This window comes from Xenorhabdus yunnanensis (assembly GCF_028598805.1).
GTDB classification, from domain to species: Bacteria; Pseudomonadota; Gammaproteobacteria; order Enterobacterales; family Enterobacteriaceae; genus Xenorhabdus; species Xenorhabdus yunnanensis.
On sequence record NZ_JAQRFI010000014.1, the window covers coordinates 79264 to 94076 of the forward strand.

The window sequence follows — 14813 nt, forward strand, 5'->3', positions numbered from 1 at the left end:
CATAGCGTCTTATCTTGAATCGCTTTTTATTAACTCGAATAGCTTTTTGTCTACAAGGAATTCCAAATGAGCCAATTTATTCAGCTACACCTGTTAACGTCCTACCCGCCTGCCAACCTGAACCGCGACGATCTCGGTCGTCCCAAAACCGCCAAAATGGGCGGCACCGAAAGGTTAAGGATCAGTTCCCAGAGTTTGAAACGTCATTGGCGAATTTCCGATCTGTTTCAGGAAGCCCTTACAGACCATCTTGGTTTTCGTACCAAACGTTTTGGCTTTCAGGTTTACCAACGCTTACTTAATGGGGGAGTTAAAGAAAAGCAAGCCACAGAATGGGCTGTCGCTATTGCAGAAGTCTTTGGTAAAAATAAAAAAGATGAGCCACTGGAAATTGAACAACTGGCGCATATCAGTCCGGCTGAAAAAGAGGCAACCTTTGCACTGGCTGACAAACTCATCGCAGAAAATCGCGCACCAATAAAAGAAGAGTTGCGGCTACTGAGCACAGCAAAAACGGCCGTAGATATTGCGCTGTTTGGTCGGATGCTGGCTTCCAGCCCGGCCTACAGCGTCGAAGCAGCCTGTCAGGTTGCTCATGCTATCAGCGTCCACAGTGTTACCGTGGAAGATGATTACTTTACCGCCGTGGACGATCTCAATGATGGCAAAATTGATTCAGGCTCGGCTCATATTGGCGAAACCGGCTTTGCGGCCGCCCTGTTCTACAGTTATATCTGCATCAACAAATCTTTATTAGTAGAAACGTTGTCAGGTAATGAAGCACTGGCAAATAAAGCCATTGCCGCCCTGACAGAAGCCGCCGTAAAAATCGCCCCATCCGGCAAGCAAAACAGCTTCGGTTCCCGCGCTTATGCCAGTTATGTGATGGCAGAAAAAGGCGAATATCAGCCCCGTTCCCTGTCTGTCGCGTTTTTAAAACCCATTGATGGAGAAGATCAGGCAACCGACGCCATCACAGCATTGGAAGAACAGAGGAAAAATTTCGACAACGTTTATGGTGCTTGCGCTGATACGCACTATAGAATCAATGCCGTTACCGGCAAAGGTAGTTTTGTTGAGTTGGTTCAGTTCGTGACTGAGTAAAAAGGAGCCAATATGAAGACTTACTTGGTCTTTCGCTTATACGGTGCATTAGCCAGTTGGGGTGTGGAGGCGGTCGGTGAACGTCGTCCAACAAGCATTCATCCCACCCGTTCAGCTATTTTGGGGTTATTGGGCGCAGCGCTGGGTATCCGGCGTGATGATGAGACACAGCTTACTGCGTTGCAGCAGAGTGTCAAAGTCGCCATCAAACAGAGCGTTGCTGGCTCATTGATACGGGATTACCATACTTCTCAGGTTCCCTCTCAAGAGAAAAAACGGACTCATCTGACGCGCAAAAGTGAGTTAAGTGATAAATCGAAATTAAACACCATACTGTCTTCGCGGGATTACTGTGCTGATGGCTTATGGATTATCGCCATTTCATTGACAGAGCAGGCCAGTTTCACACTTTCTGCCTTGCAAGACGCGCTGGTAAAACCGGTCTTTACGCTGAGCCTTGGACGAAAATCCTGCCCTTTGGCACTTCCGATGATGCCGCAACTGGCAGAATATCCGTCATTAAAAACAGCCCTTGATACGCCTTTTCCACTCTTAACCCAATCAGAGAAAGCTGATCGCTATCTGTTAAGCAGTTATGACTATGATGTAGTGAGCTACTTCTGGGAGGGAGATAAAGATGAGATCGGTATTTCTGATACCACAGTATTGACCAGCCAGCTCTGGGATGAACCGTTATCACGCCGCCGCTGGCAGTTTACGCAACGCACGATGCACCAGCTATCGATAACGGAGGGAACACATGTATCTGTCTAAAGTCACTTTGCGACCTTCTGTTTATCATATACAAGCACCGTCACGACAGACGAAAAATGATGTCTATTCTTCCCATCAGCTTTTGTGGCAACTGTTTACAGAACAGCAAGAGCGCAATTTCCTTTTCAGGGAAGAGAGGAATTTAAATGGCAGACCTGAATTTTTTGTGTTGTCCACTACCACACCGATCATCAATTCCCCACGGTTTCAGATCCAAACCAAGCCTTTTTCCCCTCAATTACATAATGGGCAAAAACTGGCATTCAAACTCCGCATAAATCCCACTGTCTGCCTGACGGATAAAGATTCTCGCAAACAACAACGCCATGATGTTCTGATGCATGCCAAGCGTCAGGCACAACATTCACGCATTGGTGCTGATGAGATTGAACCATTGATGATACAAGCCGCCCAAACTTGGATACAAGATGAGAATCGGCTGGCTAATTGGGGTATCCGTTTCGATTTCACCCCAGATATTGAACGCTATACTCAACATCGCAGTTTCAAAGCCTCTGGTCAGAAAGTGGCATTTTCCAGCGTAGATTATCAGGGCGTGCTTACCCTGTCAGATAGTGAGCTTTTTCTTGAGCAATACCGCAAAGGATTTGGCCGGGCAAAATCCTTTGGTTGTGGGTTAATGCTGATAAGGGCACTGTAATGGCATTTATTCCATTAAAACCCATTCCCATCAAAGACAGGAATTCGATGATTTTTATCGGCATGGGGCGTATTGATGTCAAAGATAATGCGTTCGTTGTGATTGATGAAGTCAACGGTGAACGTATGCATATTCCCGTCGGCTCCATCGCCTGCATTATGCTGGAACCTGGCACTCGCATCAGCCATGCCGCAGTGAAACTGGCCTCAACAACCGGGACATTACTCATTTGGGTAGGAGAAGCGGGTGTCAGGCTCTATTCCGTAGGGCAGCCGGGAGGTGCTCGTTCAGACCGATTGCTTTATCAGGCCAAACTGGCGCTGGATGAGGATTTGAGACTCAAAGTTGTCCGCAAAATGTTTGAATTGCGCTTTGGTGAACCTGCTCCTCAAAAACGTAATGTTGAGCAACTTAGGGGAATAGAGGGCGCTCGTGTCAGGAAAATCTATCAAATTTTGGCAAAACAATATGGGGTAAAGTGGCATGGACGCAACTACGATCATACGGATTGGGACAAAGGGGATCTCATCAATCGCTGCATCAGTGCCGCAACCTCCTGTCTGTATGGCGTAACGGAAGCCGCGATTCTGGCGGCTGGTTATGCGCCAGCCATTGGTTTTCTGCATACAGGCAAACCCTTGTCATTTGTTTATGATATTGCAGATATCCTGAAGTTTGATACCGTCGTTCCCATAGCTTTTAAAGTTGCTGCCACCAATAGCATTGCACCTGATAGACAAGTCAGGATTGCCTGCCGCGAAAAATTCAGAACAGAAAAAATTCTGAAACGCCTTATTCCCTTAATTGAAGAAGTCCTTGCTGCTGGCGAAATTTCCCCACCGCCCCCACCTGCTGATGCACAGCCTCCCGCCATTCCTGAACCGATATCCATCGGCGATATTGGGCACAGGAGCCAATAAATATGAGTATGACCGTTATCGTAACAGAAGCCGTTCCTCCTCGGTTACGGGGACGTTTAGCCATTTGGTTACTGGAGATACGGGCAGGCGTTTATGTCGGGGATATCTCCCATAAAATCAGAGAAATGATTTGGGAGCAAATCACGGAGCTTACCGAAGATGGAAACGCCGTTATGGCATGGCAAACTAATACCGAATCCGGATTTGATTTTCAGACTTTTGGTGAAAACAGAAGGGAACCGATAGATTTTGATGGCCTACGTTTAGTGAAATTTAAACCACTTCCTGAAGGTTAGTTTGGAGGAGTTAAAAGGCGATTAAAAATGGTAGAATTTTTCCTGTTAATAAAGTTATTTAAAAACAGTTGGATAAAATTAGAGTGTTCCCCGTAGGCACGGGGATAAACCGAAGTGGTGGAACGATCTTTCCGGTGAAATGCAGTGTTCCCCGTAGGCACGGGGATAAACCGATTCGGGTTGAACGGTCGCATCCTGCATAACCGTGTTCCCCGTAGGCACGGGGATAAACCGGCAGAGGAATTTATCAACATGGTTCTGGATGCGTGTTCCCCGTAGGCACGGGGATAAACCGTTTTCTTGAGATTCTTTTTTACCCAACCTTTCGTGTTCCCCGTAGGCACGGGGATAAACCGAATCAAACATTGATATTGGTACACTTGATGTTGTGTTCCCCGTAGGCACGGGGATAAACCGCGCAAAATGTGCCACTGGCAGCATCATCAGGCGTGTTCCCCGTAGGCACGGGGATAAACCGCATGGACACCATCAAATAAATGGGGGAATGGTGTGTTCCCCGTAGGCACGGGGATAAACCGAAAAAATTCAAATATGTTTGTTTGAGTCAGGCGACCCATGCCAGACCTGTTAGACTTGCATAATTAGTGGGTCACAACAGTTTGATTATTTTAAATAATAGTGGGAATATCCTGGATATAGCTAAGAATATGAAATTGAGAGGAATCTGTTATGCCTATATGGGTAGATGCTGATGCATGTCCTAAAGTTATAAAAGAAGTATTATATCGTGCAGCAGAACGTGAAAAAGTACGGGTTACATTCGTGGCAAATCAACGATTAAGTGTACCTGCATCCGTTTTTTTACGTACGTTACAAGTCCCTGCCGGGTTTGATGTCGCTGACAATGAAATTGTTCGTCGCTCAGAAATCGGTGATTTAGTGATTACAGCAGATATTCCTCTTGCTGCTGAAGTGATCGAAAAAGGTGCAATAGCACTCAATCCGCGCGGTGAACGTTATAGTGAAGCGACAATACGTGAACGCCTAGCTATGCGTGATTTTATGGATACAATGCGGGCGAGTGGGATCCACACGGGAGGGCCTGCTACGTTAAACCAACGTGATCGCCAGCAGTTTGCAAATGAACTAGATAAATGGTTATTGCAACAAAAAAAAGTATCTTGAAAGGAAATATGACTATTATGTGAGCAAAAAAGCGGCGACTAACTACATGTTTTCATGACTAAATCCTCTCAGAAGTTTCAGTATCTATGAATCCCCCTATGTTGTGTGTCGTCCAACTCCTAAAAACATATATACCCTTCGTCTTTTAAGTTGTTTCTTTGTTGGCTGCGACACAGCTTGACGCCAAAGCCGGACACAACGCTTCAAGATGTTGTTCTTTGTGTATACTCTCTATTTTCAGTTCTAAGAGAGGCCTCAAATGACAACATTACAAAAACAACCTCAAACTGTTATGCATAAGAACACATAAAAATAACTACTGATTAAATAAAACCATCATATGCCAAAGAGAGTTTATCAATAATATCTTCATAGTTATTTATCTTGGTTTAACGAATATATAAATAATAATAAAAAACTTTATTTCAACCGTCTTGCTTTAAGTAAGAAAAATATATCGCAACAAAAAATCAACCAAAAAATAATAACTTTATAAAACCAATTGTTTTATTAAAACATTAAGGAGAAAAAATCAACTTTACTTGATGATAAATCGAACTAATATTCCAAATTGTGCGATATTCTATCTACAAGCATAATTCGTTAATGATTGTCAAAAATACCTATGATAATCTACGCCGCTTTCCATCCTGAATTGTTCATTTGATAGACAATTAACTGTCAAAAATAGGAAGCAAATTTATTTATGAACTTAACTAACACCAGTAAATTGTTAGCCGCTACTCTGTGTCTTGCAACCTCGTATAGCTACGCAGATAGTGAGCGTCCACTTTTTTCATTGACCATGTCAGAAGCCGGCGTTCAGAAAACGAATAATGATGGTAGCTTATCCCGCTCTACCAAATCTGAATCACGTATTCTGCCAATTTGGGGTGATGCCGCACGAGCAAAAGGCTATGACCTGCCTGAGCCGTTTGGTGCTAGTTATAGTTATATGAATATGCGCCAGAATATTGTCGTAGACAGTATTAAATTCAAATTCACTAATCCAATATTTAAGCCTTGGGAAAGCCAGACTATTGTTAATGCTGGTGATACCCGAGAAAGAAGCGAAACTCATATGCTTAAATTGGATACTTGGGTATTACCTTTTCTAAATGTCTATGGTGTTTATGGAAAAACCAAAGGGACTTCAAAAACCAATTTAGACAGCATTTATCTACCCAACTCTGAACCCGGAGTCCCCGGGTGGGAAGATATTCCTTTTGAGCTGAATTTCAAAGGAAAAACATTTGGTGGTGGTGCAACCCTTGCTGGCGGTTACAACCAATTTTTTGCCACATTAGATGCTAACTATACCCGTACCAATCTTGATATTTTAGATGGGAATATCAGTGCATTAGTCATAACCCCACGTATTGGGTACGAATTTGTATTTAATCCATTATTTTCTGGCCAAGGCAACACTAAAGCACAAGTCTGGATTGGTGCCATGTATCAAGATATTACCCAGCGTTTCAAAGGTGACGTCAGTGGCCTAAATTTACCACCTGAACTCTCATTATTTGAGATGATCAAAAGCCAAACAGATATTAAATTCGATGTCGAACAACATCTTGCCCATAAATGGAACAATACTGCAGGCGTACGTGTCGAAGTTACCCATAATTTCAATATCCTGTCAGAAGTCGGTTTCGGCAACAGAAACAGCTTCTTTATTTCCGGTGAGTTCCGTTTTTAATGTTTGATCTCGCAATATTCAAAAGGCTGGCGATTTCCAGCCTGCTTATTTTTACCGTTTCATCAGCACACGCTGATATCTTGCCTGATCGGCAAAAAATTGATGGTTGGTTAAATGAATTAGGTGGCAGCAACCATTTTGATGACCGCAAGAAAATTGACTGGGGCGTATTGCCCGGCCCTTTCTACACACCTGAAATGGGTGTGGGGATTGGTGTTGCCGTGGTTGGTTTATACCGCCCTGACAGTTCTGATCACATTAGCCAGACATCTTCATTGGGACTCAGTGGTTTTGGATCATCAACCGGCGCATTTGGCCTGAATTTCACCAATTATAATTTTCTTGCCAACGATCAATGGCGGTTATTTGTTTCCGGTACACTGAATAACACTCCAACTTATTATTGGGGCAAAGGCTATAACGCCGGTAAAGATAATAGCAATAAAGAGAAATATCATTCGCAGGAATTTGATATTCGTCCCCGCTTTCTTTATCGCGTCACCAATGCCACTTATATGGGATTAGGCTGGAATTTTTCATCCATCAATGCCAGTAATCCAGATATCGGCGCTAAACGATATTTTGATCAATCCATTGGCGGTCGCTCCGTAGTAAGTTCCGGTGTAAGTGCCTACTTTAGTTATGACACGCGGGATTTCTTGCCTAATGCTCAGCATGGGCAGGCATTTGAGATCGTTTATACTTATTTTTCCCCTGAGTTGGGCGGCGATCACCGTTTCCATACCACGCAATTGCAGTTCTCAACCTATCACCAGTTATCTGAAAAAACGGTTCTGGCATTTGATAACTATGCCCGTTTCAGTTCAGGCGATGTGCCGTGGAACCAGCTATCACTGCTCGGCAATGGCCAGCGGATGCGCGGGTACTATGAAGGGCGTTATCGTGACAACAACATTTTCACATCACAGCTAGAATTAAGACATAAACTTGACTGGCGCCACGGTGTGGTCGGTTGGATAGGCACCGGCACATTGGGAAATTCCCCTTCACAATTGGGAACAAAACCTTGGCTTCCTTCTGTTGGTGTTGGCTATCGTTTCGAATTTAAACCACGCATGAATATCAGATTAGATTTTGGTATCGGTAAAGGCAGTACTGGGTTCTACTTTCAGGTCGGGGAAGCGTTTTGAGATTATTAGTTACCCTGTGCCTCTGTTTTTTATTGATGGCATGTGAAAATAAGCTTCATCCTATTAATTCGGTAAAGCCAAGCCTCGTCAGTGATACTCACGAACAGTCGCCGGAAAATTGGGATTCATTACCACCTATTGCTCCGCCTGAGGGTTTGAGAGCCTGTTGTGCTTTCGGTTATAACCTAAAGGCCCAACTATGGAATATTCCAATCCCCTTCTACAATATCGACAATATTGTAGAAGCCAAGACATTGGGTGAGCATCACTACAATGACAGTCTTATCGGTGCCAGTGCCGCATTATTGGGGGTAAGCAATGAAAAAGTTGGTCTGCTCTATACCCATAAAGGTGGGTTTATTGATATTTCTCATGTGAGGGATACCGCCGACTATACACTCTATCTGTTCAGCCAGATTAATGCCCATCTTGGTCAAGAACGGGAATTAACCCTGCATAATGAGCTTGCCGCGCGTAAAATTCACTTTTTTGCTTTTACGCCGCCGGAAGATCCTGCTGAACACTATACACTGAGTGCTTATTTGGCTGCCAAACTCGCTTTTCAGCTTGCTGCTTGGCATGAAATCGCGCAATGGTACGGCTATCAATCCGTGCCGGGATTTTCAGAAGGCATTTCGGCTTTTTCTCCGGAAGATCTCTATTCGAATCTGCTGGGCGCACGACTGGCATTGACGCTGATCTTGGAAGGTCACACATCTTCTGTGGCTCAGTTTTCGGCCTCCATGGCTAAGATCTTGCCGACTGCTTTGCATGAGCTCGGGGATTATCCCCAGTCAGGTACAAAAGAGATGTTTGATAGCATAGATGGCTTATGGTGGAACAGTTATCAACGCATTCCCGAAAAGTTTCTGGTACTGCAACGAAATTACGATATCCACGATAATCGCTATCCATTAATGCCTTCAGGTAAAGAAAGCGTTGCCTTGCGACTGTCTCTGCCTGAACACTATCAGCATTTTTCATTGGATAAACTGGCTGAATTCCAGTTATGGCCAACCAATGAGATGAAAAATCTACCTGTTCCAAAACAATATTGGACAGTTAAAGATTTTAAAATACTGGCAGAAAATGCCCAACGTGAAGACAAGCAACAGTTGATTGTAAAATAGGCAATTATAAAATCCGTCTATTCAATAATATGTAGAGGTATATACCTAATTGATAGGTATATACCTCTACCCGGATTACTTACTCAATCCCCCCAAAACTCTACGTATTGGGGTATGCTGTTTAATCAGCTCCTGTAAAACCTCTTTCAATAGCTGGCTTTTTCCATTTCCCAGTGGCTCCAGCACGCTTTTTTCATGAGATTCTGCCTCGATCAGCAACCCTTCCACCACTTTTTGCCCCGTTTCAGTCAAACGTACCAATGTCACACGGCGATCACCGCCACCATTGGAAAAACGAGCTACATACCCCTGTAATTCTAAACGCTGTAAAACACGAGTAATGGTCGGCTGTTTGCTCACCGTTTTCTGTGCCAGAAGGCTAATGCCAATCGGGCCACTTCCCGCCAACGTCGATAATACCCGCCACTCCAGTACTGACAGTCCTTGCGCTTCAACAATATCATGGAACTCAGAAGAAACTAGCATCCATGCCTGCCCAAGCAGGGCAGGCAAGTAATTGTCAACAAACACTTTTGAATCTGGCATAAGTTGAACAACCCTTTTTATCTCAGGAAGTTTTTTGTTTTCCGATTTTAAAAGGTTCCCCAGTGAAAAACACGTCCACGACAGTCATTCAGCCAATATTTTCCTAATAACAGTGAGCCAAATCTCGGAACGTATGTATTCAGCCCAAGTTGTTTCAATATCATGTAGGTTGTCGCCACAGATGAAGAAATAACAAACAATCCCGTCGAGCTTCGATTAGAGCTAAGCAGAACATTCATTTTCACGATGTGCAGGAACAATAAAGTTTGCCCGTAGCGTGCATCGCATTAACTTGAGCAAATTGAGGGTATTACGCGAGCAGTAAATTCTTAAAGGGCACACTTTTTCCATTTCACAATGCTGACCAACACAACCAGAAGACTACAACATCAATAGGTTATGTATCAGAAGCTATCCCTTATGGGTCATGACTCCGAAGCGTTAATTTGATATTCTTGTGTTTTTAGTGGAGCCAACATATGACTGTGACGATAGAAGTTGTTTGCCGATATTGTGGTCAAACCGAACCTGTACGTAAATACGGGACAGGTAAAGCAGGCTTCCCTCGCTATTATTGCAAGGATTGCCAGAAAACCTTTAACAAGTAACAACGAGACAGGTTGTTTACGAAGATGTCACACTCATCTGTGAATTGGACGAGCAAAGGTCTTTTGTCGGGGACAAAGAACAACGTCATTGGCTTTGGTATGCGTTTGATACAAAAAGAAAACAGGTCATAGCCCATGTATTCGGTCCGCGAACCGATGCAACTTGCCGCAAATTGCTCGACTTACTGGCCCCTTTTAGCATTCGTTTCATAACAACTGATGGCTGGGGAAGTTACACCAGAGAAGTTGAATCTGAAAAACATTTAGTGGGAAAAATTTTTACCCAACGCATTGAGCGGCATAATCTCAATCTGCGTATTCATATTAAACGATTGGCAAGAAAAACAATTTGTTACTCACGTTCAATAGAAATTCACAAAAAATTGATTGGCACCTATATTGAAAAACATCATTATAACGCTTTGGAGTCATGACCCAAAATACCTACTAGGCCAGATTTCTGAAGGATGGATTCCAAGCTAATCCGCAATTATCCATTCGCCTTTAGGCCACGGACGATTTAATACATTTGCTAGTGTAGAAGAACTCAATCCTGCTTCACGGGAAACAGCCGCCAAGGTCGTACCACGCTTACGTAATGCAGCAATTATATCGGCCTGATGCCAATCATTTTTAACATTATTCATTCCTGCTACCCCTTCCATTAATTAATATTGATGGTGGCGATTCAGACAGGGTTCGCGGACCGGGTAACTATGACCGGCGAGGCCGAAGCTTCCCCTGCCTGAACCACCATTGAAAAGGCGATAGCAGACACACTGATAGAAACTTCCTACCAGTGGATCGTCCTATACAAGGCTGCGAAACCCTGACCATTAGATAATGAAATGGTTCCCCTCACCCTGACAGCAGTATATTAACAGGGTGATTATCTTATTAAGAGGCCATCACCATGCCCCAAATCCATTGAAACCAGTGCACGTGCTTCCTGACGGCTAAAACCATTCTGTTGGTAAAAACTTAGTGCATCCTGCGTCCACGCATAGCGCAAACTATGAGGAGAGTGGCAACCTGTTAAACCAACTCTTGTGGTATGTGTCCGCCAGTAGTTCATGGCCTGCCGGAGATCGGGTTTATCAATCAACCTGCCGCCACGTTGTTCTACAATAGCAATTGCCTGCTCGACAGCTTCTTTCACTGCTGCAACATCCAGTACACGGGTTTGTCGTGGTCGGCCGCCTTTTGTACCGAAAACAACATACAGTTTCGGTTCTGGTTGGTCTAACTGTTTTCGCCAGCTTTTCAGTGAAGCACTGCATTGCACCGCTTCCTGAAAACGTAATCCGAGCAAACGGGCAAGTTTCAATGTGACGGCAAATCCGGCATCACGTTCAAGCGCCTTCTGATAAACAACCTGAAACGTGGCATCAGAGATCGCCTGCTTCGTTCCGGTGCGGTTGGTTTCGCTCAATCCCAATGCCTGATTACTCAAACGCGGCGAGGTTTCCAGTTTTTCTCTGCCTGCCATGCGGAAAATATTACGCAACGCAGCCATTTCATTTTGCACTGTTCGTTTAGTAATACCCTGAGATAAACGGGCATCAACGTAATGCTCTACATGTTTGGCTTTCAAATGGCTGAGACTTTTCACCTGAATATTCAGACTCAATAACAAAGCGCCCAGTCGTCCTGCGATCCGAATACGATCATGGCAAGTCTTATGACTGCCGCCACCCTGACAGGCAAAAAATTTTAATTCCTTAATCAATCGGCTCATCTGTTTCTTCCTACTAATACCTAACAACATGCAATCTTGCGATCTCTGGCGCGCGATAGTGTGGACAAAATAGGAAATACCTGCTTTGTCCTTGACGGATATCTGTGCGCCAGAGTGAACGCAAGTTGAGGTATTGCGGGGTATCGGTTAAGTACGCGGTACTGCCGCCTGTATGAGCAGGTCATCCCCACTGGCATAAATCCAGCCTCGATATCGTCAAGTTCTCCTTTTTCAATCTATAAATGCAGTGTCAGATTCACTGTGTGGTTAAGCAGGTGTGAGCCTGTAATGGTTGCGTCGTTCTTTGGCTATGGCGTCACTTTCAGCGGTAAACCAGCAAAAAGTGACGCCTTGAATTCAGCAAACGGTCAGTAAAAGTAGTGCAGCGTTGAAATGCCAGCAGGAACAGCAAAACGCCGCAGGATTCAGTGTCAAACGGTAGCAATGAGTTAACTGTTTAGATGTAGAAAAACAGTCCGCTGAATATTTCAAACAGAAATAGTAGAAGTATGGATGGGATGAGCAAAAAGCCATCCTATTATTCATTGAAGATAAAGAAAAATATGATTTATGTTGATTTGGAAAGTAAGTACATGATCCAACGTTCAATACACTTCGATGACAATATAAAAACACCCTTTTGAGATATTTTTTAGCTTAAAAAACTTTCATCGTCAGGCAAGGGGTTTATGTCCAACGATATCTGCTTCCAAAAGTGTGCAGATGTACCGCAATTCTTGCTCTCCCTTTCAGGCTACGGGAGTTTTATTTCGCCGCTCAACGTTGATCCTTGCAGGCGATGGATCTTGATGTAAGCAAGATACTAGCGGCTGTGGTAGGCAGGGGCAACTGTTTATGTGCGGATTAATCAAATCGACATTCCACACCACATTAGTAATCTATTGTTTAATTAAAAATTAATATTAGTATAAAATTCATACAGCCCATTTAAAATTAATGTGTTACAGATATAGCTGCGGAATGTCGGATCAAGACCTAATCTGTTAATTCTAATTTCATGATGAATTCAACTCTGATAAGTTACTCTAACTTATTAATTTTTTTATTTTTTTGAATAATTAATTTTTCATTGCGAGGAATTAGGCTAACCAGAGTTTTTAAATCTGATTAGCCTAATTAAATTAATTATCTTGAGATAACTACTTTACCATTAATAATGGATAAATAAGGATTGTAAGTAGTATCTTCTTTACTTTCTTTATTGTGGAAAATGATAGGAGAAGAACCTAATACACCACCTTCCAGACGGAATAAGCGGCCATTTTTATAACTAACTAGTTTATATTTTTCCCAGTTAGGTTCTTTAATAAAAGAATTATCACTTATATTTTCTTCAAAATCCATGGAATCAAAAAATATTTTAGCACTACTATTATCTGCCATAGCCCATTCTTCCCATGCTGGCTGGCTCATTTTCCATACCTTATCCAAATCACGATGTGAAAAAGCATTACTAATTTCCTGATAAAAGGCTTTTATGGCAGGTAAATCATTCTCGCTGACAGGCTGAGATTTTGTCCACATCCAATTTGGTAAACTATTTACTGAAAACGTTTTTTGAGCAGCAAATAAGTTTTTTTCTCCTTTCTTTGTTGAAATATTTGCGTAATCAAATTTTTCATTTGGGTTTATTGAATTTTTAGTTATTACGTTTCCATGTTCATCTACAGTTAACTTTATATTACTGATGATTTCTCCTTGTTCATCATGAGAAGAAACTTTTCTTATTGTTGCTTCACACCATGATTCTGGATGAAATTTCTCTGAATCTCTGTCAAATGATTTGCGCCCCATTAGTAATTTTACTGTATTAGAACCATTTTCTAAAAAAGAAGATATATTATAGCCACTAGATGCTGTTCCTGTTCGTGAAGAGGTATTCTCTAACATTATTATTTCGTTTATTTTTAGAACGCATAGACTACGATGTGTATTAAATGAGACTAGATATTTATGTTCCATAGTTGATTTCCCTGATGCAGTTTTTATTATAATAAGTAATGTAAGAAATAATAAGCTACCCCAAAGATATCCTGTAAGTGGATTTTTCTTTTGGCAGTGGTTCTTGAAATATCCAGTCTTTTTCAATAGGTTTATCTTCATGTTTTAATTCTCCAGTATTTTCCAATTCATCGTCTTCACTTTTTTTTGTTTTGATACCCACTCCATATTTAACACTCGCTGATGCCTGAATGCCATCATGATAAAGTATTAATTCCATACTTTTCTCTGTAGATTCTAATGCCACTAATACTTTGGCTGAAATTTGTGCCGAAGCATCAAAATAACCATTGACAGCATAATAACGGACACTACCGCGAATATTCGTTTTGGCTCTGATACCAAACCCAGTTTCTAATACGGTATCTTTTTTAAAAGACCACTCTCCTTTATCATCAGATTCCCAACCAAACATAATGCCCCTACAGGATTCGAACCTGTGACCTACGGCTTAGAAGTGAGTAGAGTCACCACCTAAATCAATCAATTACCGCATTTACTGGCGCTCACACGTCCCACCTTATCCAAAGTTACCTATTATTACCTTTGGTTGCTTTTCAATATCCGTCCCAAATCCGTCCCACTCATTCCACCCACTAGCTCACCGACCACATCAATGGAATATCCGGCGCAAAAAGGTGAGGGAAAGCGGGAAGCAAACTGCATGGCGTTTTGGCAAACAGTTTGCTGATTATATTGGTGGGGTAGTGAGGCCTTGCGCCCCTATTCAGTCTCAGTTAATTTCCCCTGCCTCACATTCCACACCGAATCTGCCGGCATCCGGACGCGGACGTCTAGGCGGGTAAAAGGGGCACGAGGCCCCTATCATTACTTCGGCTGCTCCGGCCATGGGATATCCGGTGCAGTAGAGCAATCCACCCGGTTGAGTAATACCCGGTATTTACGCCATGCGGTGAGTACGGATTTCTCTGTGTCGGTGGCGATACCTAAATCGGCGGCGTCCTGCAATGGCGCGATTCTATCTCTGGCCTCATTCATTAAATGCTGTTTCCGT

At 43.0% G+C, this 14813-nt stretch carries 14 protein-coding genes, 2 pseudogenes and 1 CRISPR repeat array; of the genes and pseudogenes, 10 read left to right on the forward strand and 6 right to left on the reverse strand.

Going from position 1 to position 14813, the window contains the following annotated elements; genetic code table 11:
* Positions 1 to 66: 66 nt before the first annotated feature.
* The 9 genes from cas7e (at position 67) to PSI23_RS08250 (ending at position 8884) form a co-directional block, all read left to right on the forward strand.
* A complete protein-coding gene (gene cas7e, locus PSI23_RS08210; RefSeq protein ID WP_273554634.1) occupies positions 67 to 1104 on the forward strand; it encodes a type I-E CRISPR-associated protein Cas7/Cse4/CasC in 1038 nt (345 codons plus the stop codon).
* Positions 1105 to 1116: 12 nt separating this feature from the next.
* Positions 1117 to 1878: a type I-E CRISPR-associated protein Cas5/CasD gene (gene cas5e / locus PSI23_RS08215; protein ID WP_273554635.1), complete on the forward strand. Its 762-nt coding sequence runs from the start codon at positions 1117 to 1119 to the stop codon at positions 1876 to 1878.
* Positions 1865 to 2539 (forward strand): type I-E CRISPR-associated protein Cas6/Cse3/CasE, encoded by a 675-nt coding sequence (cas6e, locus tag PSI23_RS08220; RefSeq protein WP_273554636.1) that lies wholly within the window; start codon positions 1865 to 1867, stop codon positions 2537 to 2539. Before cas5e ends, cas6e begins: the two co-directional genes overlap by 14 nt.
* Positions 2539 to 3459: a type I-E CRISPR-associated endonuclease Cas1e gene (cas1e, locus tag PSI23_RS08225; RefSeq protein ID WP_273554637.1), complete on the forward strand. Its 921-nt coding sequence runs from the start codon at positions 2539 to 2541 to the stop codon at positions 3457 to 3459. The genes cas6e and cas1e overlap by 1 nt, the downstream gene beginning before the upstream one ends.
* Positions 3460 to 3461: 2 nt before the next feature.
* Positions 3462 to 3755, forward strand: a complete 294-nt coding sequence (gene cas2e, locus PSI23_RS08230) for a type I-E CRISPR-associated endoribonuclease Cas2e (RefSeq protein WP_273554638.1) — start codon at positions 3462 to 3464, stop codon at positions 3753 to 3755.
* Positions 3756 to 3838: 83 nt separating this feature from the next.
* Positions 3839 to 4294: direct repeats of the CRISPR family, unit length 29 nt; unit sequence GTGTTCCCCGTAGGCACGGGGATAAACCG.
* Positions 4295 to 4445: 151 nt separating this feature from the next.
* On the forward strand, positions 4446 to 4901 hold the full coding sequence (locus tag PSI23_RS08235; protein WP_273554639.1) for a YaiI/YqxD family protein: 456 nt from the start codon (positions 4446 to 4448) through the stop codon (positions 4899 to 4901).
* A gap of 706 nt (positions 4902 to 5607) precedes the next feature.
* The gene (locus PSI23_RS08240; protein WP_273554640.1) at positions 5608 to 6603 is read left to right on the forward strand and encodes a hypothetical protein; all 996 of its coding nucleotides are present in this window, start codon (positions 5608 to 5610) and stop codon (positions 6601 to 6603) included.
* Complete coding sequence (locus PSI23_RS08245; protein ID WP_273554641.1) at positions 6603 to 7754, forward strand: BamA/TamA family outer membrane protein; 1152 nt, start codon at positions 6603 to 6605, stop codon at positions 7752 to 7754. Before PSI23_RS08240 ends, PSI23_RS08245 begins: the two co-directional genes overlap by 1 nt.
* A 35-nt stretch (positions 7755 to 7789) precedes the next feature.
* Positions 7790 to 8884: a DUF4056 domain-containing protein gene (locus PSI23_RS08250; protein ID WP_273554652.1), complete on the forward strand. Its 1095-nt coding sequence runs from the start codon at positions 7790 to 7792 to the stop codon at positions 8882 to 8884.
* A gap of 75 nt (positions 8885 to 8959) precedes the next feature.
* On the opposite strand, the gene PSI23_RS08255 is transcribed toward PSI23_RS08250, so the two are convergent.
* Positions 8960 to 9430, reverse strand: coding sequence for a MarR family winged helix-turn-helix transcriptional regulator (locus PSI23_RS08255; protein ID WP_273554642.1), 471 nt, complete (start codon positions 9428 to 9430; stop codon positions 8960 to 8962).
* 479 nt (positions 9431 to 9909) lie between these two features.
* Between PSI23_RS08255 and PSI23_RS08260 the strand changes: the two are divergent.
* Positions 9910 to 10472 (forward strand): annotated as a pseudogene (locus PSI23_RS08260) (IS1 family transposase).
* Between the two features lie 48 nt (positions 10473 to 10520).
* On the opposite strand, the pseudogene PSI23_RS08265 reads toward PSI23_RS08260, so the two are convergent.
* From PSI23_RS08265 to PSI23_RS08285, 5 genes and pseudogenes are all read right to left on the reverse strand, one after another.
* Positions 10521 to 10685, reverse strand: a pseudogene (locus PSI23_RS08265) (helix-turn-helix domain-containing protein); the annotation flags it as partial.
* A gap of 242 nt (positions 10686 to 10927) precedes the next feature.
* Entirely contained in the window at positions 10928 to 11776 is an 849-nt protein-coding gene (locus PSI23_RS08270; RefSeq protein ID WP_273554643.1) for an integrase domain-containing protein, read from the reverse strand.
* Positions 11777 to 12922: 1146 nt separating this feature from the next.
* Entirely contained in the window at positions 12923 to 13759 is an 837-nt protein-coding gene (locus PSI23_RS08275) for a hypothetical protein (protein WP_273554644.1), read from the reverse strand.
* 55 nt (positions 13760 to 13814) lie between these two features.
* Positions 13815 to 14213, reverse strand: a complete 399-nt coding sequence (locus PSI23_RS08280; protein ID WP_273554645.1) for a hypothetical protein — start codon at positions 14211 to 14213, stop codon at positions 13815 to 13817.
* Between the two features lie 413 nt (positions 14214 to 14626).
* The coding region (locus PSI23_RS08285; protein WP_273554646.1) for a tail fiber assembly protein at positions 14627 to 14813 on the reverse strand (187 nt) is incomplete at its 5' end.